Below are 18,361 nucleotides of genomic sequence, written 5' to 3' on the forward strand. Positions count from 1 at the left end.
ACCCAGTCCCCGCCTGGCCGGGGCCAGGGGCGGGGAGCGGGGAGGCATGAGCTGCGTGTTGTCGGGTACCGGCGTCGCAACCGTTGTCGACCAGGAATCGCGTGGGGGTTGTGCCGACGGAACCCGAGCTCATGGGCCGCGGGTCCGGTACCGCGGGGCCGGGCCCCGGATCGGGCGGCGTGGCGGCCGGGCTGCTGCTGAGCCTGAAGCGTGCCGCCGCAGCGCTGAGGGACGCCGGCATCGGGTACGCGCTCGCGGGCGGGTTCGCCGCCTACGCGCACGGCGCGGCCGTGTCGACGCACGACGTCGACTTCGTGGTGCGTGAGCGCGACGTCCAGGCGGCACTGGACGCGCTCGAAGGCGTGGGCATGACGCATCTGGAGAGTCCGGAGAACTGGCTGGAGAAGGCGTACGACGGCGAACACCTCGTCGACCTGATCCACACCCCGTCCGGGCGTCCGGTGGACGGGGAACTGCTCGGCCGCGCGGAGGAGATGACGGTCGGGGCGGTGTTCATGCCGGTCCTGCCCGCCACCGATCTGGTGGTCATGCGGCTGCTGGCGTTCACCGAGACCGCCTGCGACTTCAGCGGGTTCCTGCACGTGAGCCGGGCGCTGAGGGAGCAGGTGGACTGGCGGCAGGTCGCCGCGGAGACCGCCCGGTCCCCGTACGCCTACGCCTTCCTGACCCTGCTCACCCGGCTCGGCGTCATCGAGGAGGGTGTCCTGTGACCGAGAGGGGCCATGGCATGACGGATCTGCCCGGGTACGTGTCCGCGCACATCCAGGAGAGGCTCGCGACCGAGGCGTACGAGCTGGGGATCCGCGTCGACGTCCGCGGCGACGTGGTGCATCTTCGCGGCGAGGTGGTGAGCGAGGAGCAGCGGCGGGACGTCGAGGACGCCGCCCGCGCCGCCGCCGAGGGACGTGAGGTCTGCAACGAGGTGCATGTCGTCGCGGTCGGCGAGCCGGACGGGGAAGAGAGGCTTTCATGATCCGCGTGGCCGCGGCGGGGGACCTGCACGTCGGGCCCGAGGTCGCCGGGACGTACCGGCCGCATCTGTCCGCGCTGGCCGACCAGGCGGACGTCTTCCTGGTCGCCGGCGACCTGACCAGGCACGGGACGGTCGAGGAAGGCCGGGTGGCCGCGGGCGAACTGCGCGACGCGGGCGTCCCGGTGGTCGCGGTCCTCGGCAACCACGACTACCACTCCGACGCGGAAGAGGAGATCGCCGACGTGCTGCGCGACGCCGGGGTGACGGTCCTGGAAGGGGACGGGACGGTCCTGGACTGCGGCGGGACGAGGCTCGGCATCGCCGGCGGCAAGGGATTCGGCGGCGGATTCGAGGGCAAGTGCGCCGGCGACTTCGGCGAGCCGGAGATGAAGGCCTTCGTCAAGCCCACCAAGGACTTCGCCGCACGGCTGGGCACGGCGCTCCTCGAACTGGACGCCGACGTCATCATCAGCCTGACCCACTACTCACCCGCCGAGGACACCCTCCAAGGCGAGCCACTGGAGATCTATCCCTTCCTCGGCAGCTACCTGATGGGCGAGGCGATCGACTCGGCCGGTGCCGACCTGGCCGTGCACGGTCACGCGCACAAGGGCACGGAGAAGGGCCTCACACCGGGTGGGGTGCGGGTGAGGAACGTCGCTCTGCCCGTCCTCCAGCACGCCTACGCGCTGTACCACCTGGACAGACCTGAGGTCATCGCCCGGCAACGCGCCAGGGAGAGCGTCTCCGCTTGGTGAAGCCACGATCCCGATACGGGGGCCGGTGGGCCGGCGATCGCGAGATCTCGTGGAGGGGAGGGATCTCGCGATCGTCCACCATCAGCCCGCAGAGCGGAGCATGTCCAGGACGGCCTGCTCGGCGGGCCCCTGTGTGGCGAGTTCCCCCTCCGCGGTCTCCACGCCCAGTTCGCTCAAGGCGGGCGCGATCGTACGGCCGTCCTCGTACAGGTCGATGACGCGCGGGTCGATGTAGGACGCCCGCGCCACGGCCGGGGTGTTGCCCAGATAGGCGGCGACCTCCTTCACGACACGGACGACGGCTCGCTTCCGCGCGGTGTCGCTGCTCCCGGCGCGAACCGACACGGCGAGCCCGACCGCCGCGAGGACGGTCGCGTGCCAGGTGCGGAAGTCCTTGGCGGTGAAGTCGCCGCCGGTGACCTCCCGGATGAAGTCGTTGATGTCGGTGGTCGTGACGTTGTGCCAGCCGCCGCGGGTGCGGTACGCGAGCAGTTCGGGGGAGTCGTCGCGGCGGCGTTTGAGGCCGCTGACGACCTTGCACACGTCCTCCTCCGCGACCGACTGGTATCTCTCCTTCGAGCCCTTGCCCGGGTACTCGAAGGCGACCTCGCGGCGCCGGCAGGTGACATGCTCGCGCAGGACGGTGGCGAGCCCGAACGTGCCGTTCTCCGACGCGTAGGACTCCCCGCCGATCCGGAAGAATCCGAGGTCGATGAGGCGGACGGCGGCGGCGAGGACGCGTTCCCGGGCGTAGCCCCGTCCGGCCAGGTGCTCGGTGAGCGTGGTGCGCACCTTGGGCAGCCGGTCGGCGAGCTCCAGGACGTGTTCGTGCTTCTCCTCGTCGCGCTGCTCGCGCCATGCCTGGTGGTAGAGGTACTGGCGCCGTCCGGCCGCGTCCGTGCCGGTCGCCTGGATGTGGCCGTCCGCGTCGGGGCAGATCCACACGTCCGTCCAGGCGGGCGGGATCACGAGCGACTTGATCCGCTCCTTCTCGGACGGGTCGTCCAAGGGACGGCCGTCGAGACCGAGATACGTGAAGCCCTTGCCGCTTTTCCGCCGTCCGAAGCCGGGCTCGCCAGGGTCACTGCGGCGCAACTTCATCTGGCGCGACTCCATCTCGTGGGACCCGTCTCAACCCGGATGGATCTCGCCGCCTGCGGGCACCAGCGTCTGCCCGGTGTAGTACGACGACAGGCGGTTGGACGCGAAGAACACGTAGGAAGGCGCGACCTCGTCGGGATCGGCGGGCCGCCCCATCGGCGCGTTCTGCCCGAAGCTTTCGACGCGTTCCTCGTCGAACGTGGCGGGGATGAGCGGCGTCCACACGGGGCCTGGGGCGACGCAGTTGACGCGGATCTCACGGTCCATGAGGTTCTGCGCGAGGCACTCCATGAGCGTCATCGCGGCCGCCTTGCTGGCGGAGTAGTCGATGAGCGTCTTGTTGCCGCGCAGCCCGTTGATGGACCCGGTGATGACGATGGACGATCCGGGTCCCAGGTGGTCGAGGGCCTGCTGGACGGTCCAGAACAGCGCGAAGACGTTCACCTCGAACGTCCGGCGGAGCTGCGCGTCGTCGATCTCGCGGACGTCCTTCACCGGCGTCTGCGTGCCGTGGTGCAGGACGAGGACGTCCAGCCCGCCGAGGGCGCGGACGGTGTGCTCGACGACCTCGCGGCAGTGCCGTTCCTCGCCCATGTCGCCGCCGAACGTGGCGCAGCGGCGCCCGGCCGCCTCGACCAGGCGCGCGGTGTGGCGGGCGTCGTCGTCCTCCTCCAGGTACGTGATGGCGACGTCGGCGCCCTCCTTGGCGAACGCGACGGCGGTGGCGCGCCCGATGCCGGAGTCGCCGCCGGTGATAAGTGCGCGGCGGTCCCTCAGCAGGCCGCTTCCCGTGTAGTCGCGCATCTCGTCGCGCGGTTCGGGGGCCATGTCCCCGGTCCGTCCCGGGTACGGCTGGCTCTGTGGCGGTCGTTCGCTCATGGGAGGCGGGTGCCCCGAGGCGGCCGGAGGAAACGTTCCCCTATTGTGACTCTTGGGTAACAACGCGGCTCCGCGATCAGCAGGGGTGTGAGCAGAGCGCGCGGTGACTTCTGGGTAACATCATCCGAACCACATTCGGTCCCTGACGTAAGGTGCTGCTTATGGACCTGAACGGAGTTTCCGCCGTCGTATCCGGTGGTGCGAGCGGCCTCGGCGAGGCCACCGTCCGATCGCTGGCCGCCGAAGGCGCCAAGGTGGTCATCGCCGACCTGAACGAGGACAAGGGCAAGGCACTCGCCGACGAGGTCGGCGGCGTCTTCGTCAAGACGGACGTGTCGGACGAGGGACAGGTGCAGGCCGCCGTCCAGGCCGCCGTCGACACCGGCAAGCCGCTGCGCGTCATCGTCAACAGCGCCGGCATCGGGTGGGCGTCGCGGACCGTGAACCGCGACGGCTCCCCGCACGACCTCGCCTCGTACGAGACCGTCATCCGCATCAACCTGATCGGGACCTTCAACCTGATGCGGATCGGCGCCGCCGCCATTTCCAAGACCGAGCCCGCCGACGCCGACGGCGCCCGCGGCGTGGTGGTCAACACCGCGTCCGTCGCCGGTCTCGAAGGCCAGACCGGGCAGCTCGCCTACTCGGCGTCCAAGGGCGGCATCATCGGCATGACGCTCCCGGCCGCGCGCGACCTCGCCGCGATCGGCGTCCGGGTCAACACCATCTGCCCCGGCATCATCGACACCCCGATCTACGGCGAGGGCGAGGCCGCGGACGCGTTCAAGGCCAAGCTCGCCGCGCCCGTGCCGTTCCCGAAGCGGATGGGCAAGGCGTCGGAGTTCGCGCACCTCGTCAAGTCCCTCATCGAGAACGACTACATGAACGGCGAGACCATCCGTTTCGACGGTGGCATCCGCTTCCAGCCGAAGTGAGGCACTGAATGACCGACGCTGTATCGTCCGAGGGGGGACGACCCCCCACGCCCCCCGGAAACGCGGCTGTTCTTACGGAAGAGGACGGTGCCGTCCTCGTCATCACCATCAACCGTCCCGAGGCCCGCAACGCGGTGAACGGCGCGGTGGCGCAGGGCATCGCGGCGGCCGTCGAGGAGCTCGACTCCCGCAAGGACCTGTCCATCGGCGTCCTCACCGGCGCGGGCGGGACGTTCTGCTCGGGCATGGACCTCAAGGGCTTCCTGACGGGCGACAACCCGATCGTCGAGGGACGCGGGTTCGCCGGCATCACCGAGCGTCCCGCGGCCAAGCCGCTGATCGCCGCCGTCGAGGGCTACGCGCTCGCGGGCGGCTGCGAGGTCGCGCTGTCCTGCGACATGGTCGTGGCCTCCCGGGAGGCCCAGTTCGGGCTGCCCGAGCCGAAGCGCGGCCTGGTGGCGGGGGGCGGCGGCCTGCTGCGACTGCCGAAGCGCATCCCGTTCCACATCGCCATGGAGATCGCCCTCACCGGCGAGAAGTACCCGGCGGAGCGGATGGCCGAGCTCGGGTTCGTCAACCGGCTCACCGAGCCGGGCGGCGCGCTCGCGGCGGCCAAGGAGCTGGCCCTGAAGGTCGCCGAGAACGCTCCGCTGGCGCTCGCGGCCACCAAGAGGATCATCGTCGAGTCCGCGGACTGGACGTCGGCCGAGGCGTGGAAGAAGCAGCAGGAGATCACCATCCCGGTCTTCGGGTCCAAGGACGCCCAGGAGGGACCGGCGGCCTTCGCCGAGAAGCGCAAGCCGAACTGGAAGGGCGAGTAGTCCCGCCGCCCGACCGCCCGAGGCGCCCGGAACCGATCGGTTCCGGGCGCCTCGGCGTCTGTGGCGCAGGCGCCCGGCGGCCGGGTCGTGCCCGCCGGGTGACCGGTCCTCAGGCGAGGACGGGGAAGTTGCTGCGGAGGACGCCGTGCGGGTCGCGGGCGCGCTTCAGCACGCGGAGCCGGTCGAGTACGCCGGGCGTGAAGGCGTTCGCCGCGCGCTCCCCCGGGGCGAGGAGGGTGAACGGCTTGCGGCCGGTCGTGTACGGGACGAGGGTGTTCGCGATCTCGTGCTGGCGGGCGCGCACCGCCGTCCCGCCGTCCTCGCCGGGGACGCCGAACATGTAGAGCGCGAACGGCTCGTCCAGGTGCCCGGCGGGGGTGCCGGAGGGGCGGGCCAGCGCGCCGCCGAGGTGCCGCAGCTGGACGCTGAGCAGCGGATCGACAGGACGTTCCAGCAGCGCGGCGGCCACCTCGCCGGTCAGTTCCGTCAGGAGTTCCGCGCGGGACCGCCCGGGACCGGGGTCGGTCGGCTCGGCGGTGATCGTTCCCAGGTCCGCGACCGGCAGCGCGGCGCGGGAATCGGAGATCCTGCCGGTGATCTTGTCGAGCGGGCGCAGGAGCGCCTCGGCCTCCGCCCCCGCGCCGAGGAAGGCGCTGTCGATCGCCACGAGCGGAGCCGCGCCCGGGAGGTTCAGAAGTTCGTACCAGGCGGTCAGCTCGTCCGGCGCCCCCTCGGTGATCTCGCGGTAGGCGTCAAGGACCGCCGGCGCCTGCTCGGCGGGCCACAGCATCCGGCCGCCGTGGAGGCGCGGCGCCGGGTGCAGGGCGAACTCGACGGCGGTGACGATCGCGAAGTCGCCGCCACCGCCGCGCAGTGCCCAGAACAGATCCCGGTCGGTTTCGGACGTCACCCGTGCGCGGGAGCCGTCGGCGTCCACGACGTCGAACGCGCGGACGGCGGCCGACGCCCATCCGTGCTTGCGGCCGAACCAGCTCAGCCCGCCGCCGAGCGTGTAGCCGGTGACGGTCACCACCGGGCTGCTGCCCGCGAGCCCGGTCAGGCCGTGCGGGCCGGCCACCTCCAGGACGCGTCCCCAGGTGACGCCGGCGCCCGCGCGGGCGATCCGCTCGTCCGGGCGGATCTCCAGCTCGTCCAGGCGGGTGGTGCGGAGCAGGATCACCTCTCCGAGGTCGCCGGACGCGCCGTGGCCGCTCGGCTGCGTCGCGACGGTCAGCCCGGCGAGCCGGGCATGTCGGACGAGCGCGGCCACGTCGTCGGCGTCGGCGGCCTCGACCACCGCCCGGACGGGTTGATCCACCGCGAGGTTCCAGGGCCGTCGTGCCGCCTCGAAGCCACCGTCGCCCGCCGTGAAGACCCGGCCCCTGACCGCGCCGCGCAGTTCGTCCCCGATGTTCATGGCCTCTCCTCTTCGCCGTCGATGGGTCCACGGTGCCCGCAGGCGGCTGGGATCGGGCTGGGATCGAGTTGAGGTGCCCGTAGGCTGAGGATCCGGACGATGCGGAAGGGCGGTCAGGAGGGCGGATGGCGGCGGGACCGGAGTTCCGGCTGTTCGGCCCCTTCGAGGTCGCGGACGGCTCGGGACGAGTGCTCGACCTCGGCACGCGCAAGCAGCGTGAGCTGGCGGCGATGCTGGCGATCGAGACCGGCCGCGTCGTCTCCCTGGACCGGCTGATCGACGAGCTGTGGGCAGGTGAGCCGCCCGCACGCGCGACCCGGACGCTCCAGGCCTACATCGCGCACCTTCGCAAGGTCCTGGAACCCGATCGCGCGCCTCGGACACCGCCGTCGGTCCTGCTCACCCGCGAGCCCGGCTACCAGCTCGCCGTCCCGCCCGGACAGGTCGACCTGTGGCGATTCACGGCCTGGGTGGACGAGGGGCACGCGGCTCTCGCCCTCGGGGCGCACGCGGAGGCCGTCGAGATCCTGGACAGGGCCCTCGGCCTGTGGCGCGGTGACCCTCTCGGCGAGTTCGCCGACCGGGAGTTCGCCCGGCCGGTCCGCACCCGGCTCACCGAACTGCGCGCGGCCGCCCAGGAGGACCGGTTCGACGCGCGGTCGGCACTCGGCGAGTCCGCGTCCCTGATTCCCGGGCTGGAGGCGCTCGTCGAGGACGGGCCCTACCGGGAACGCGCGTGGTCGCTGCTCGTCCTCGCCCTCTACCGGGCCGGGCGCCAGGCCGACGCCCTCGCCGCGCTGCGCCGCGTCCGGGCCCGCCTCTCGGACGACCTCGGGCTACGTCCGGGACCGGAGTTGCAGGACCTGGAACGCTCGGTATTCGACCAGTCGCCCGCCCTTCGGCTCCCATCGCGCGAGCTCCCTCCCGAGCCCCCGCGTGCGGCGGCGGCCCGGCCGGCGGAACCGGTCGGGGACGGCCTCGTCGCGCGGTCGGCGCAGATGGCGCTGATCGAGCGGCGGCTCGGTGAGGTACGGCGTGGCCGCGGCGGCGCCGTCCTGGTGACCGGGGAAGCGGGGATCGGCAAGACCCGGCTCGTCCGGGCCGCCGCCGACCTGGCCGCGGCCCGCGGCTTCCGGCTCGCCTGGGGACGCTGCGCGGACGGCACGGCCCCCGCCTTCTGGCCGTGGCGGCAGATCGTCCGGGAGGCCGGGGACGAGTCCGGCCTGCTCTCGATGGAGACCCTCTCTCCGCGGCAGGATCCCGGCGCCGCGCTGTTCGCCCTGTACGAAGAGGTCTTGGACGTCCTGACGAGCGATGAGACCCCGCTGGCGGTCGTCCTGGACGATCTGCACTGGGCGGACGTGTCGTCGCTGCGCCTCCTGACCTTCGTGGCGGACGCGGCCGCCCGGCACCGGTTGCTCGTCCTCGTCACGAGCCGTCCCGAACCGGGCGACCACCCGGATGCCCTCCGCGACACCCTGGCCGCGCTGTCGCGGTCGGCCGAACGCGTTGATCTCGGCCCGTTCACCGCAGGCGATGTCGCGTCCTACCTGCGCGCCAAGGGCGTCAGCGAGGAGCCCGGCCTTGCGGAGCGGCTGCTGGCGAGGACGGGCGGCAACCCCTTTTACCTCGGCGAGGTCCTGCGCCTGCGCGGCAGCGAGGGGACCGTCCCGAGCGGTGCGCGGGACGTCATCGAACGCCGTGCCGCCCGGCTGCCCGAGGAGACGCGGACCCTCCTGCACGCCGCCGCGGTCGCCGGACGCGACGTCGGCGTCGACCTCCTGGAGGCCGTCACGGACAGCACGCCCGAGCAGGTCATGGCCGCGATGGAGCCGGCCGTCGCGACCGGCCTGCTGGTCGAGCCGCCCGAGGGGTCCGAGCCCGGTGGGTCAACCCCCGCCGGCGCCGAGTACCGGTTCGCGCACGCCCTCGTCCGGGAGGCGCTCTACGCGGGGCTGGGCCGGCTCGAACGGTCCCGGCTGCACCTGCGCGTCGGGGAGGCGCTCGAACCCGTCCTCCCCGAGGCGGAGTCGGCCACGCTGGCGCACCACTTCGCGCAGGCCGCCAAGTTGGGCGGTGCGGACAAGGCCGTCAAGCACGCCTCACGCGCGGCCCGGCACGCGACCGGCCAGCTCGCGCACACCGAGGCCGCCGACCTCTGGGCGCTGGCCCTGTCCGCCCTCCCGCCCGGCAGGGACGCCGAACGGGCCCGGATCCTCACCGAGCTGGGGCAGGCACGCCGCACCGTCGGACGGCCGGAGCAGGCGCGCCGCGACTGGGAGGAGGCGATCCGGATCGCGCGGGACATCGGCGACCGGGACGCGCTGATCCCGGCGGTCGCCGCGATCGGCGGGCCGTCCCTGTGGAACTGGCGACCGTACGGCGTCGTCGACGCGGAGATGGTCGCGACCATCGAGGGCCTGCTGAACGGTCCGCTCCCCGATGCCGGCAGGGCGGCGCTGCTCGGCGCCCTGGCCCTCGAACTCCACTACGGCCCGCGCAGCGCGGAGGGCGAACGCTTCGCCGCCGAGGCCGTCGAGCTGGCCAGGACGACCGGGGACGGCCCGCTCCTCGCCCGCACGCTGAACAACTACCTGCTCGCGGCGTTCCGCCCCGGCCGCAACGCGGCGCGGCGCGCGGCGGCGGAGGAACTGGCGCACCTGCCCGGCCTTCCGGTCAGCGGCGAGGTGATGGCGCGCGTCTTCCTGATGTCGTGCCTGCTGCGCGACGGGGACCTGCCCGGCTGGGACCGCGAGCTGGCACGCTGCGGGACTCTGCTGGACAGGACGCCCCGTCCGGAACTGGAGTCGATGGTCCGGGTCGCGCAGACCGCGCGCAGCACCCTTGACGGCCGGTGGGACGAGGCGGAGGAGCTGCTCGCGCACGACATGCGGTCGGCTCGACGCTCTGGGGCGGCCGGTTCCGGCGCCTGGTCACTACGTTCACGTGCCGCCGCGCCCAGGGCCGTGTCCCGGAGATGCTGGACGAGCTGGTGGCCACCGCCGGGGAACCCGGCCTGGTCCCGCTGCGTCCCGTCGCCGTCCTGGCGACCGTGGAGGCGGACCGCCCCGCGATGGCCCGCGAGCTGATCGCCCGGTGGGGGACCGAAATCCCCGATGACTGGGTCGGGGATTTCCTCATCCCGGTCTGGGGTTTGGTCGCGGCCCGCCTGGGCACCCCGGACCCCCGTGATCTCTATCACCGTCTCGTCCCGTACGCCGACCAGTTCGTCGTCGCCGGCATGGGCACCGCCTGCTGGGGGCTCCACACGCCTTGTCCAGGCGGAACTGGCGCGCCGCCTGGGAGACGGCCCCGCCGCCCAAGCTCATGCCCATGCCGCTCATAAAGCGCACAAAACGCACGGTTTTGGCTACTGGGCGTCGCTTGGCGCTGGAGGCCCGTAGGCTCGTCCACCAAATCGACCCCCCGGGGGAGGCCATGGACATCATCAGCCGGGCGGAATGGGGCGCCCGGGCACCCGGCTCCCGAAGCTCGGTCGGCTGGTCGCAGCGGACCGAGTTCATCGTGCACTACTCCGAAGGCCCGACCAGCCAGTCCGTGCGCGGCATCCAGGACTTCCACATGGACGGCAACGGCTGGTCCGACATCGGGTACAACTTCCTGGTCGACGTCAGCGGCCGTATCTACGAGGGACGCGGATGGCTGGTCGTCGGCGCGCACGCGCCGGACCACAACACCTCGGGCATCGGCGTGTGCATGATCGGCCGCGACGGTGACTCCACCGCCGCCGCCAAGCGGTCCATCCGGTGGCTGTACGACGAGGCGGCCCGCCGCACGGGCCGCGGCCTCGCCAAGCTCGGACACCGCGACGTGTACGCGACGAGCTGCCCCGGGGACGAGCTGTACGCCTGGGTGCGGGCCGGGATGCCCGCCGACATAGAGGAGGACGACATGCCGGACTACGTCTCCGTCGGGATGAGCGCCGCACAGGACCTCCCGCCGAACACATGGGTGACGGTCACCTGGGGCAAGGAGTACTCGGACCAGGAGCACCACCACTGGGACCAGGGCGGCTCGTCCTTCATCGTCGGCCCCGCCAGGTACGCCTTCAACGCCAACGTCAAGATCGACGGGCTCGCCCCCGGCACCGAGGTGCAGGCCCGCGCGATCGAGCACGCCGAGTCAGGCGGCGACTACGACGGAGGCCCGATCGGCGAGTACGTCGCGAGCGGGGGCTCGACCTTCGTCCACTACAACGTCGCCGCGGACACCGTCGGCGACGGGTACCGGGTCCGCTTCCAGGTCATCCACTACGGCACCGAGACCGCCCGCATCAGCTCGGGCTCCGCCAAGGCGTTCGCCTGGCCCACCTGAGCCCCGGCGCGACCCGCACCGGCCCGCCCCGCGGGATGGGTGACGGGTGACACACCCCGATACCTGTCCGAACGGTCAGAACTGACCGTTCGGACAGGTATGTTCGTTTCATGGCTCGCTCGCCCTCCGGTCTGAGAGAACGGCTCCTGGACTCGTCCGTCCAACTGTTCGCCCAGCGGGGTTTCCGCGGGACGTCGCTCGCGGACGTCGCCGCCGACGCCGGCTGCTCCAAGGCGTCGCTGCTGTACCACTTCAGCAGCAAGGAGGCGATCCTGGCCGAACTCCTCCTGCCGATCGGCAAGGAGGTCGTGGCACTCGACCGCCGCCTCGCCCCCCTGGACGACCGGGACGTCGCCGAGGCCGCCGTCACCGGGTTCGTCGATCTCACCCTCCGGTACCGCCGCGAGATCAAGCTGCTGTTCGACAACCTGGCCGACGTCACCTCGCTGCCCGACCTGGGCATCGACGGGGTCGACGGCGTCGACGACCGGCTGGTCGACGCGGTGGCGGGCCGTTCGCCCGGGCCGGAGGCGCGGGTGGCCGCGCACCTGGTGCTGGGCGGCATCTTCGCGGCGGGGGCCGCGGTCGAGCGCCTGCCGTTCGACGACGCGACCCTGCGCGCGTCGTTGACCACCAGCGCGCTCCGCGCCTTAGGGCGCGGCCGCGCCTGACCCGTACCCGCCGACCGCCGCACCCGCGGCCGGTCCGTGCCGCCCTCACCACCGATCTCCAAGGGAGGCTTCCGATGGCGACCCTGCTGTACCGGCTGGGCCGATGGTGCTTCGGGCGCCGCGGCCCGGTCGTTCTCGTCTGGCTGGTCCTGCTGGGCGTGCTGGGCGTGGCGGCGGCCGCGTTCAGCGGCCCGACGTCCGACGAGTTCCGCATGCCCGGCACCGAGTCCCAGCGCGCGATGGACGCCCTGGAGACGCGGTTCCCCCAGGCCACCGGCGCCACCGGTACCGTCGTCATCGCCGCTCCGCAGAACGAGCGGCTGTCTCCGGGCGAGGTCGCGCCCGTCGTCCGGCAGGCCGCCGAGATCCCCGGGGTCGCCGCGGCCATGGACCCCTTCCAGGCCAGGTCGGTCTCGCCAGACGGCCGGTACGCCCTCGTCCAGGTCCAGTTCGCCGGCGAACTCGCCGACATCACCGAGGACCAGCGCACCGCCTACAAGGAGATCGCCGAAGGAGACCACGGCACGCTACGCGTCGAGGTCGGCGGCGAGGTCGTCACCGAACCGCCCGGCGCCGGAGCCGCCGAGGCGATCGGGGTCGGCGTCGCCGCGATCGTCCTGATCGTCACCTTCGGCTCGCTCGTCGCCGCGGGGATGACCCTGCTCAACGCCCTGGTCGGCGTCGGCGTCGGGATGGCCGGGCTGTACGCGCTGACCGGCTCGGTGAGCCTCAACAGCGCCACACCGATCCTCGCGCTCATGCTGGGCCTGGCCGTCGGCATCGACTACTCGCTGTTCATCACGTCCCGCTACCGGCAGCACCTCATGGACGGCCTGGACCGGCGGGAGGCGGCCGGACGCGCCATCGGCACCGCCGGGTCCGCCGTGGTGTTCGCCGGTGCCACCGTGGTCATCGCCCTGGCCGGACTCTCGGTCGTCGGCATCCCGTTCCTGACCGCGATGGGCCTGGCCGCAGCGGGCACCGTGGCCGTCGCCGTGCTCGTCGCCCTGACCCTGCTGCCCGCCGTGCTGGCCTTCGCCGGAGACAGGATCCTTCCTCGCGGGCGCCGCGCCGCCGGGCACCCCGCCAAGGAGGGCTTCGGCTTCCGGTGGGGACGAGGCGTCTCCAGGCTGCGTGTGCCCGTCCTGCTGGCCGGGATCCTGGCCCTGGGGGCGCTGGCCCTCCCCGTCCAGGACATGCGCCTCGCGCTGCCCGACGCCGGGACCGCCTCCACGGACACCTCCGAGCGGCAGGCCTACGACCTGACCAGCGAAGGATTCGGTCCCGGCTTCAACGGACGCCTGATCACCGTGGTCAGCGGCGACAGCCCGGACGCCACCCGTCCGGCGGCCGAGCAGACCGTCCAGCGCGTCAAGGACGTCGAAGGCGTGCAGGCGGTCGTCCCGCCGCAGTTCAACCAGGACGGCACCACCGCGCTCGTCGCCGTCGTCCCCGAGAGCGGCCCCAGCGACGCCGCCACCGAGGACACCGTCCACGCCATCCGCGACGCGGTCGCCGGCGTCCAGGGGGCGGACATCTCGCTCACCGGCACCACCGCGCTCGGCATCGACATCTCCGAGAAGCTCGCCGACGTCCTGCCCGTCTACCTGCTCCTCGTGGTGGGCCTGTCGGTCCTGCTGCTGATGCTGGTCTTCCGCTCCATCCTGGTGCCGCTCAAGGCCGCCGCCGGATTCCTGCTGACCGTCGGCGCGACGTTCGGCCTCACCACCGCGGTCTTCCAGGAGGGCCATCTGGCGTCCCTGGTCGGCGTCGACACCCCGGGCCCGCTGGTCAGCTTCCTGCCCATCATCCTGATCGGCATCCTGTTCGGCCTGGCCATGGACTACGAGGTGTTCCTGGTCTCCAAGATGCGGGAGGACTTCGTCCACGGCGACACCGCGCGCCAGGCCACCATCAACGGCCTCGGCCAGAACGCCCGCGTGGTCACCGCCGCCGCCCTCATCATGTGCGCGGTGTTCGCCGGGTTCGTCCTGACGCCCGACCCCATCATCAAGTCCATCGGCTTCGCGCTGGCGGTCGGTGTCTTCATCGACGCGTTCATCGTCCGCATGACCCTCGTCCCGGCGGTCATGTCCCTGTTCGGACGCGCCGCCTGGTGGCTGCCCCGCCCGCTGGACCGAGCCCTCCCCAACCTGGACATCGAAGGAGAGAACCTCCGCCACACCCTCGCCGAGCCCGCCCACAAGCAACACGCCACCAAACCCTAGACCGGCCTCCTCTACGGGACGATGATGGTCTTGCCGCCGGTGAGACCGGCCTCGGCGTCGCGGTGCACCGCCGCGAGTTCGGCCAGGGGCACGGCCGCGGAGATGTCGACCCGGAGAACGCCGGCGTCCACGAGGGCGACGAGCTCGGCGACCTGCCCGGGATCGTCGCGGGCCACGAAGTGGGTGCTGGTCACCCCGGCGCCGGACGGGGCCTCCACCGGGACGGTGATCGATACGAGCGAACCGCCCGGCCGGATCACCCCGCACAGTTCGGCCGCGTCCCCCGGCGGGATCGCGGCGAGATTGAACACCACGTCCACCGGGGCGTCCAGTGCCTCGTGCACTGGGTAACGGGTGTAGTCGATGATCTGTCCGGCGCCATGGCCCCGGACCCGCTCCGCGCTACGTGGGCCGGCTGTGGCGATCGTGTGCGCTCCGGTGTGCGCCGCGAGCTGGACCGCGAACATGCCCACGCCGCCGCCCGCGCCGTTGATGAGGATCCGGGTGCCCGGTCCGAGGCGCGCGTGCTCGAACAGCCCCTGCCAGGCGGTGAGGCCGGCCACCGGTATCGCCGCGGCGTGGGCGAGCGGGATGGCGCGCGGTGCGGGTGCAAGCCCGGTGGCCGATGCGGTGACATGGCCGGCCGCCGCCCCGCCCCCGTCGAGTCGGCCGATGACCTGGTCGCCGACCAGGAAGCGGTCGACGCCTTCTCCCGTCTCGACGATCGTCCCGGCCGCTTCGGAACCGAGGATGAATGGCAGGTCCATCGGGACGATGTCCTGCATATAGCCGGCCCGGAAACCGATGTCCGAGGGGTTGAAGCCCGCGGCGGCCACTCGCACGAGCACCTCGCCGGGCCCGGGAACCGGACGGGGGACACGCTCGTATCGGATCACGTCCGGCCCGCCGAAGGCGTGGACGCGTGCCGCCATCATCGTTCCCGGCGGCTCGGCCGGTGGGGATTCTTCCGTCATGCGACGACCGTATGGGCCGGGCGGCAGACGTCCAATGATGGATCGTCTTGGATACATACGTTCTCGTCTTCTAAGGTGCCTGGATGGACGTGCTGAGCGATGTGATCGCCGTGATGCGCACCGGTGAGCCGCGATCGGCCCGCGTGGAATGGCGCGCCCCGTGGGGGCAGCGGTTCGGCGGAGTGCCGGGGGCGGCGGGTTTCCAGGTCGTCCTGCGCGGATCCTGCTGGTTGATCCCCGCGGACGCCGATCCGGTCCCGCTCACCGCCGGTGACGTGGTGTTCCTGCCGCACGCGGGCGAGCACGCGCTCGCCGACGCGCCGTCCACACCGCTGGCCGAGTACGCCTGCCATCCCCGCGACGACTCCAGGTTCGAACGCAGGTACGCCGCCGCATCGGTCGGGCGCCTGGACGGTGCCGCGCCGACCACGGTGACGTTGTGCGGCGCCTACCAGCTCGACACCGGCCGGGGTCACCCGCTGCTGGACGACCTGCCTCCGGTCCTGCACCTGCCCGCCCGGTCCGGACACCACCCACGGCTGCGCGCCGCGGTCGACCTGCTCGGCGCGGAACTGGAGGAACCGCAGCCGGGGATCGATGCCATCGTGCCGGCCCTCCTGGACACGCTCCTGCTCTACATTCTGCGCGCGTGGCTCGCCGAGCAGCCGGGGGGACGTGAAGGCGCGGGTTGGGCGGCGGCGTTCCGCGATCCGGCGATCAGCGCGGCCCTGGAAGCCATCCACCGGGACCCGGCGCACCCCTGGACCGTCGCCGGGCTCGGAACGCACGCCGGGCTGTCGCGGGCCGCCTTCTCCCGGCGCTTCACGTCCCTGGTCGGGCGACCGCCCCCCTGGTGGCGGCTTACGACCGCGATGCGGCTCCTGCGCGACTCGGACGCCCCGCTGAGCGTGGTGGCGGGGCAGATCGGTTACGGCTCGGAGTTCGCCTTCGCCAACGCCTTCAAACGCGAATTCGGCGTCGCCCCGGGACGCTACCGGCGCGACGCCCGCTCACCGACCCCGCCGCGACGACTCGGAAATCGACACCGTGACCCAACCCTGATGCCGGAAAAGGAAAGCCCCGGCGTCGGCCGGGTCCAGGGGTGGGGTTCAGAGATCGAGTTCGTCGCGCTTAACCCCGGGACCTGGTAGTCCCAGTGGGCTAGTCGTCGCCTTCGTAGGGCAGGAACGCGCTGCTGTCGATGACGTAGCCGCCCGCGTTGACCTCGTCCCCGAACACGTAGTCGTGCCGTGCGCGGTAACGCGTCCCTTCCGAAGCGGGACCGGGGTCACTGTTTTGGTGCTAGCGATCCGCTACGTCGCAACGATGCCAGCTTAAGGGATGGAGGCCGAGCTTCCTGCCTGGTCAGTCCCAGCGGCTGGAGCGTTGGCGTTTGATGGCGGAGCGGCGTTTCTTGTTCTCCAGGCGGCGTTCGTTGATGCCGCGGGGCATCTTCTTGGGGACGCGCTTCTTCGGGGGAGGGGCCGTGGCGTCGGCCAGCAGGGTGGCCAGGCGGGTGCGGGCCGCGTCGCGGTTGCGGAGCTGGGAGCGGTACTCCTCGGCGCGGACCGTCAGCACGCCGCGGACCAGGCGGCCGGACAGGCGTTCCAGGGCCCTTGTCTTCAAAGCGTCCGGGAGGGACGGGGAGTTCGCGACGTCGAAGGAGAGTTCGGCGGCGGTGGCGCTGGTGTTGACGTGCTGCCCGCCCGGTCCCGAGGAGCGGGAGAAACGCCAGCTCAGCTCGGACTCCGGGATGGAGACCGAGCCGCGGACGTGGATCTGCTCGGGCATGTCCACATTGTCGCAAAACAGGGGTGATCTTGTCGCCCGAGTATCACTCGGGTGGACAACGACTGCAAGTACTTACTTACAATGATCGGTATGGCTGACGGAGTGTTCAAGGACGGCGATCTCATCCGCGTCATCGGGCGGGAGGGCGTGCTGATCGCGGCCGGAGGGGCCGCGTCGTTGCTGCAGACCGCGCATCCCAAGGTGGCGCAGGGAGTGTGGGACCACAGCTACACGGCCGACGACCCGACACGGCGCCTGCGGAACACCATGGGGTGGGTCTACACGGTCCAGTTCGGGACGCGGGAGGAGGCCGAGGCGCTCAGCGCCCTGGTCACGAAGGGGCACGAGGCCATCACCGGGCCCGACTACGAGGCGAACGACCCGGAGTTGCAGGTGTGGGTCGCGTCCACGCTGTTCGCGGTGGCGGCGCAGTTCTACCAGCTGCTCTTCCGGCGGCACCTGGACCAGGCGGAGCTTGAGGAGTTCTACCAGCAGAGCAAGGTCTACGCGACGATCCTGGGATGCCCGGAGGAGCGGATGCCGGGGACGTATCCGGAGTTCCGCGAGTACTACGCGGACATGCTCCAGAACCTGAAGATCAGTGACGCCTCGCGGGGCGTCGCCGACGAGGTGCTGTATCCGAAGCTGCCGGGAGGCGTGTCGAACGCACCCGGGCTCGCGATGATCCGGCTGCTGACCGCCGGGCTGATGCCGGCGCCGATCCGTGAGCAGTACGGGTGGCGGTGGGACGCCGGGCGGGAGCGGCGGTTCCGGCTGCTGGTCGGGGCGCTGGCGGCGGTGTATCCGCGGCTGCCGCTGCGGGTGCGGACGCTGCCCAGGGACGCCTACCTGGCCTCGACGCGGAAGATGCTGGCCAAGGTGAGGCGGCCGCCCGCGATCTCGGTCAGGTCGAGCTGAGCGGACGCCGGGGTGAGGGAGCCGCCGGGGTGAGGGAGCCGCCGGGGTGAGGGAGCCGCCGGGGTGAGGGAGCAGGGTGCGGCCGCGTGACCCACAGGGTAGTCACGCGGCCGCTCTCCCTTGCTCGGCCCCTCCCGCCCGGCCCGGCTGGGAAGGACCTTCTGGCCCGGTTCCGCCGTCCGTCCGCCCGCTCCCCCCAGAGCCTGGCCGGACGGCGTCCCGGGTCAGTCCGGGGCGCCGGCGGAGGTTCCGGGCTCCGACGGCTGCTGCGGCCGTTCGGCGTTCATGAAACGGATCCCCCTGCCGGTCGCTCACTTCGAGCGTGCGGCCCGGGGCTGTAACCCGCCTGGATCCTGCCTGAAAGTGTGCTGAATGCTGACAAGTCATGAGAAACCGCGACCGAGCGGGCGTGCGGCGTCCGTCGTCCCTCGGCCGCGGTGGCGCGAGCTGCGCCGAAGCTGGCCAGGGCGCGTACTCCCGTTCCCTGTCGAGCCCGGGGCGCGCCCTGTGGCGTCCACCTAAGCGCACGTACCTGAACG

At 72.1% G+C, this 18,361-nt stretch carries 16 protein-coding genes; 11 read left to right on the forward strand and 5 right to left on the reverse strand.

Annotated features, from left to right (window positions below):
- Positions 1–110 precede the first annotated feature (110 nt).
- The 3 genes from E1281_RS06190 to E1281_RS06200 are packed head-to-tail and all read left to right on the forward strand — an operon-like array spanning position 111 to position 1,752.
- Positions 111–731: a nucleotidyltransferase gene (locus tag E1281_RS06190; protein WP_243716648.1), complete on the forward strand. Its 621-nt coding sequence runs from the start codon at positions 111–113 to the stop codon at positions 729–731.
- A gap of 17 nt (positions 732–748) precedes the next feature.
- Positions 749–994: a BON domain-containing protein gene (locus E1281_RS06195; RefSeq protein WP_131876173.1), complete on the forward strand. Its 246-nt coding sequence runs from the start codon at positions 749–751 to the stop codon at positions 992–994.
- Complete coding sequence (locus E1281_RS06200) at positions 991–1,752, forward strand: metallophosphoesterase (RefSeq protein ID WP_131876174.1); 762 nt, start codon at positions 991–993, stop codon at positions 1,750–1,752. Before E1281_RS06195 ends, E1281_RS06200 begins: the two co-directional genes overlap by 4 nt.
- 81 nt (positions 1,753–1,833) lie before the next feature.
- Here E1281_RS06200 and E1281_RS06205 read toward each other — a convergent pair whose 3' ends face one another.
- Both E1281_RS06205 and E1281_RS06210 read right to left on the reverse strand, forming a co-directional pair.
- Positions 1,834–2,853 carry a DNA topoisomerase IB gene (locus E1281_RS06205; RefSeq protein ID WP_131876175.1) on the reverse strand — a complete coding sequence of 340 codons (1,020 nt, stop codon included), beginning with the start codon at positions 2,851–2,853 and terminating at the stop codon, positions 1,834–1,836.
- A 30-nt stretch (positions 2,854–2,883) separates the two neighbouring features.
- On the reverse strand, positions 2,884–3,732 hold the full coding sequence (locus tag E1281_RS06210) for an SDR family oxidoreductase (protein ID WP_131876176.1): 849 nt from the start codon (positions 3,730–3,732) through the stop codon (positions 2,884–2,886).
- Between the two features lie 161 nt (positions 3,733–3,893).
- Here E1281_RS06210 and E1281_RS06215 point away from each other — a divergent pair, with 161 nt between their 5' ends.
- On the forward strand, positions 3,894–4,667 hold the full coding sequence (locus E1281_RS06215; protein WP_131876177.1) for an SDR family NAD(P)-dependent oxidoreductase: 774 nt from the start codon (positions 3,894–3,896) through the stop codon (positions 4,665–4,667).
- 8 nt (positions 4,668–4,675) lie between these two features.
- Entirely contained in the window at positions 4,676–5,488 is an 813-nt protein-coding gene (locus E1281_RS06220; protein WP_131876178.1) for a crotonase/enoyl-CoA hydratase family protein, read from the forward strand.
- Between the two features lie 109 nt (positions 5,489–5,597).
- On the opposite strand, the gene E1281_RS06225 is transcribed toward E1281_RS06220, so the two are convergent.
- Positions 5,598–6,905, reverse strand: a complete 1,308-nt coding sequence (locus tag E1281_RS06225) for an FAD-binding oxidoreductase (RefSeq protein WP_131876179.1) — start codon at positions 6,903–6,905, stop codon at positions 5,598–5,600.
- Positions 6,906–7,030: 125 nt separating this feature from the next.
- On the opposite strand from E1281_RS06225, the gene E1281_RS06230 reads away from it, so the two are divergent.
- From E1281_RS06230 to E1281_RS06245, 4 genes are all read left to right on the forward strand, one after another.
- Complete coding sequence (locus tag E1281_RS06230; protein ID WP_131876180.1) at positions 7,031–9,994, forward strand: AfsR/SARP family transcriptional regulator; 2,964 nt, start codon at positions 7,031–7,033, stop codon at positions 9,992–9,994.
- Between the two features lie 349 nt (positions 9,995–10,343).
- A complete protein-coding gene (locus E1281_RS42795) occupies positions 10,344–11,240 on the forward strand; it encodes an N-acetylmuramoyl-L-alanine amidase (RefSeq protein ID WP_207943130.1) in 897 nt (298 codons plus the stop codon).
- Positions 11,241–11,350: 110 nt separating this feature from the next.
- Positions 11,351–11,911: a TetR/AcrR family transcriptional regulator gene (locus E1281_RS06240; protein ID WP_131876181.1), complete on the forward strand. Its 561-nt coding sequence runs from the start codon at positions 11,351–11,353 to the stop codon at positions 11,909–11,911.
- Positions 11,912–11,985: 74 nt separating this feature from the next.
- Entirely contained in the window at positions 11,986–14,139 is a 2,154-nt protein-coding gene (locus tag E1281_RS06245) for an MMPL family transporter (RefSeq protein WP_131876182.1), read from the forward strand.
- Positions 14,140–14,150: 11 nt separating this feature from the next.
- Here the strand turns inward: E1281_RS06245 and E1281_RS06250 are convergent, their stop codons facing one another.
- Positions 14,151–15,113 carry an NADP-dependent oxidoreductase gene (locus tag E1281_RS06250; protein WP_207943131.1) on the reverse strand — a complete coding sequence of 321 codons (963 nt, stop codon included), beginning with the start codon at positions 15,111–15,113 and terminating at the stop codon, positions 14,151–14,153.
- Between the two features lie 83 nt (positions 15,114–15,196).
- Here E1281_RS06250 and E1281_RS06255 point away from each other — a divergent pair, with 83 nt between their 5' ends.
- Positions 15,197–16,264, forward strand: a complete 1,068-nt coding sequence (locus E1281_RS06255) for an AraC family transcriptional regulator (protein ID WP_131876183.1) — start codon at positions 15,197–15,199, stop codon at positions 16,262–16,264.
- A 214-nt stretch (positions 16,265–16,478) separates the two neighbouring features.
- Here the strand turns inward: E1281_RS06255 and arfB are convergent, their stop codons facing one another.
- Positions 16,479–16,904 carry an alternative ribosome rescue aminoacyl-tRNA hydrolase ArfB gene (arfB, locus tag E1281_RS06260; protein ID WP_131876184.1) on the reverse strand — a complete coding sequence of 142 codons (426 nt, stop codon included), beginning with the start codon at positions 16,902–16,904 and terminating at the stop codon, positions 16,479–16,481.
- Between the two features lie 90 nt (positions 16,905–16,994).
- Between arfB and E1281_RS06265 the strand changes: the two genes are divergently transcribed.
- Entirely contained in the window at positions 16,995–17,822 is an 828-nt protein-coding gene (locus E1281_RS06265; RefSeq protein ID WP_131876185.1) for an oxygenase MpaB family protein, read from the forward strand.
- Positions 17,823–18,361 lie beyond the last annotated feature (539 nt).

This window comes from Actinomadura sp. KC345 (assembly GCF_004348515.1).
Taxonomy (GTDB): Bacteria; Actinomycetota; Actinomycetes; order Streptosporangiales; family Streptosporangiaceae; genus Spirillospora.

Bases quoted from the DNA above. Each gene is read 5' to 3' on its own strand.
- E1281_RS06195 (WP_131876173.1), top strand. From the start codon at position 749: ATGACGGATCTGCCCGGGTACGTGTCCGCGCACATCCAGGAGAGGCTC.
- E1281_RS06200 (WP_131876174.1), top strand. From the start codon at position 991: ATGATCCGCGTGGCCGCGGCGGGGGACCTGCACGTCGGGCCCGAGGTC.
- E1281_RS06205 (WP_131876175.1), bottom strand. From the start codon at position 2,853: ATGAAGTTGCGCCGCAGTGACCCTGGCGAGCCCGGCTTCGGACGGCGG.
- E1281_RS06210 (WP_131876176.1), bottom strand. From the start codon at position 3,732: ATGAGCGAACGACCGCCACAGAGCCAGCCGTACCCGGGACGGACCGGG.
- E1281_RS06215 (WP_131876177.1), top strand. From the start codon at position 3,894: ATGGACCTGAACGGAGTTTCCGCCGTCGTATCCGGTGGTGCGAGCGGC.
- E1281_RS06220 (WP_131876178.1), top strand. From the start codon at position 4,676: ATGACCGACGCTGTATCGTCCGAGGGGGGACGACCCCCCACGCCCCCC.
- E1281_RS06225 (WP_131876179.1), bottom strand. From the start codon at position 6,905: ATGAACATCGGGGACGAACTGCGCGGCGCGGTCAGGGGCCGGGTCTTC.
- E1281_RS06230 (WP_131876180.1), top strand. From the start codon at position 7,031: ATGGCGGCGGGACCGGAGTTCCGGCTGTTCGGCCCCTTCGAGGTCGCG.
- E1281_RS42795 (WP_207943130.1), top strand. From the start codon at position 10,344: ATGGACATCATCAGCCGGGCGGAATGGGGCGCCCGGGCACCCGGCTCC.
- E1281_RS06240 (WP_131876181.1), top strand. From the start codon at position 11,351: ATGGCTCGCTCGCCCTCCGGTCTGAGAGAACGGCTCCTGGACTCGTCC.
- E1281_RS06245 (WP_131876182.1), top strand. From the start codon at position 11,986: ATGGCGACCCTGCTGTACCGGCTGGGCCGATGGTGCTTCGGGCGCCGC.
- E1281_RS06250 (WP_207943131.1), bottom strand. From the start codon at position 15,113: ATGACGGAAGAATCCCCACCGGCCGAGCCGCCGGGAACGATGATGGCG.
- E1281_RS06255 (WP_131876183.1), top strand. From the start codon at position 15,197: ATGGACGTGCTGAGCGATGTGATCGCCGTGATGCGCACCGGTGAGCCG.
- arfB (WP_131876184.1), bottom strand. From the start codon at position 16,904: ATGCCCGAGCAGATCCACGTCCGCGGCTCGGTCTCCATCCCGGAGTCC.
- E1281_RS06265 (WP_131876185.1), top strand. From the start codon at position 16,995: ATGGCTGACGGAGTGTTCAAGGACGGCGATCTCATCCGCGTCATCGGG.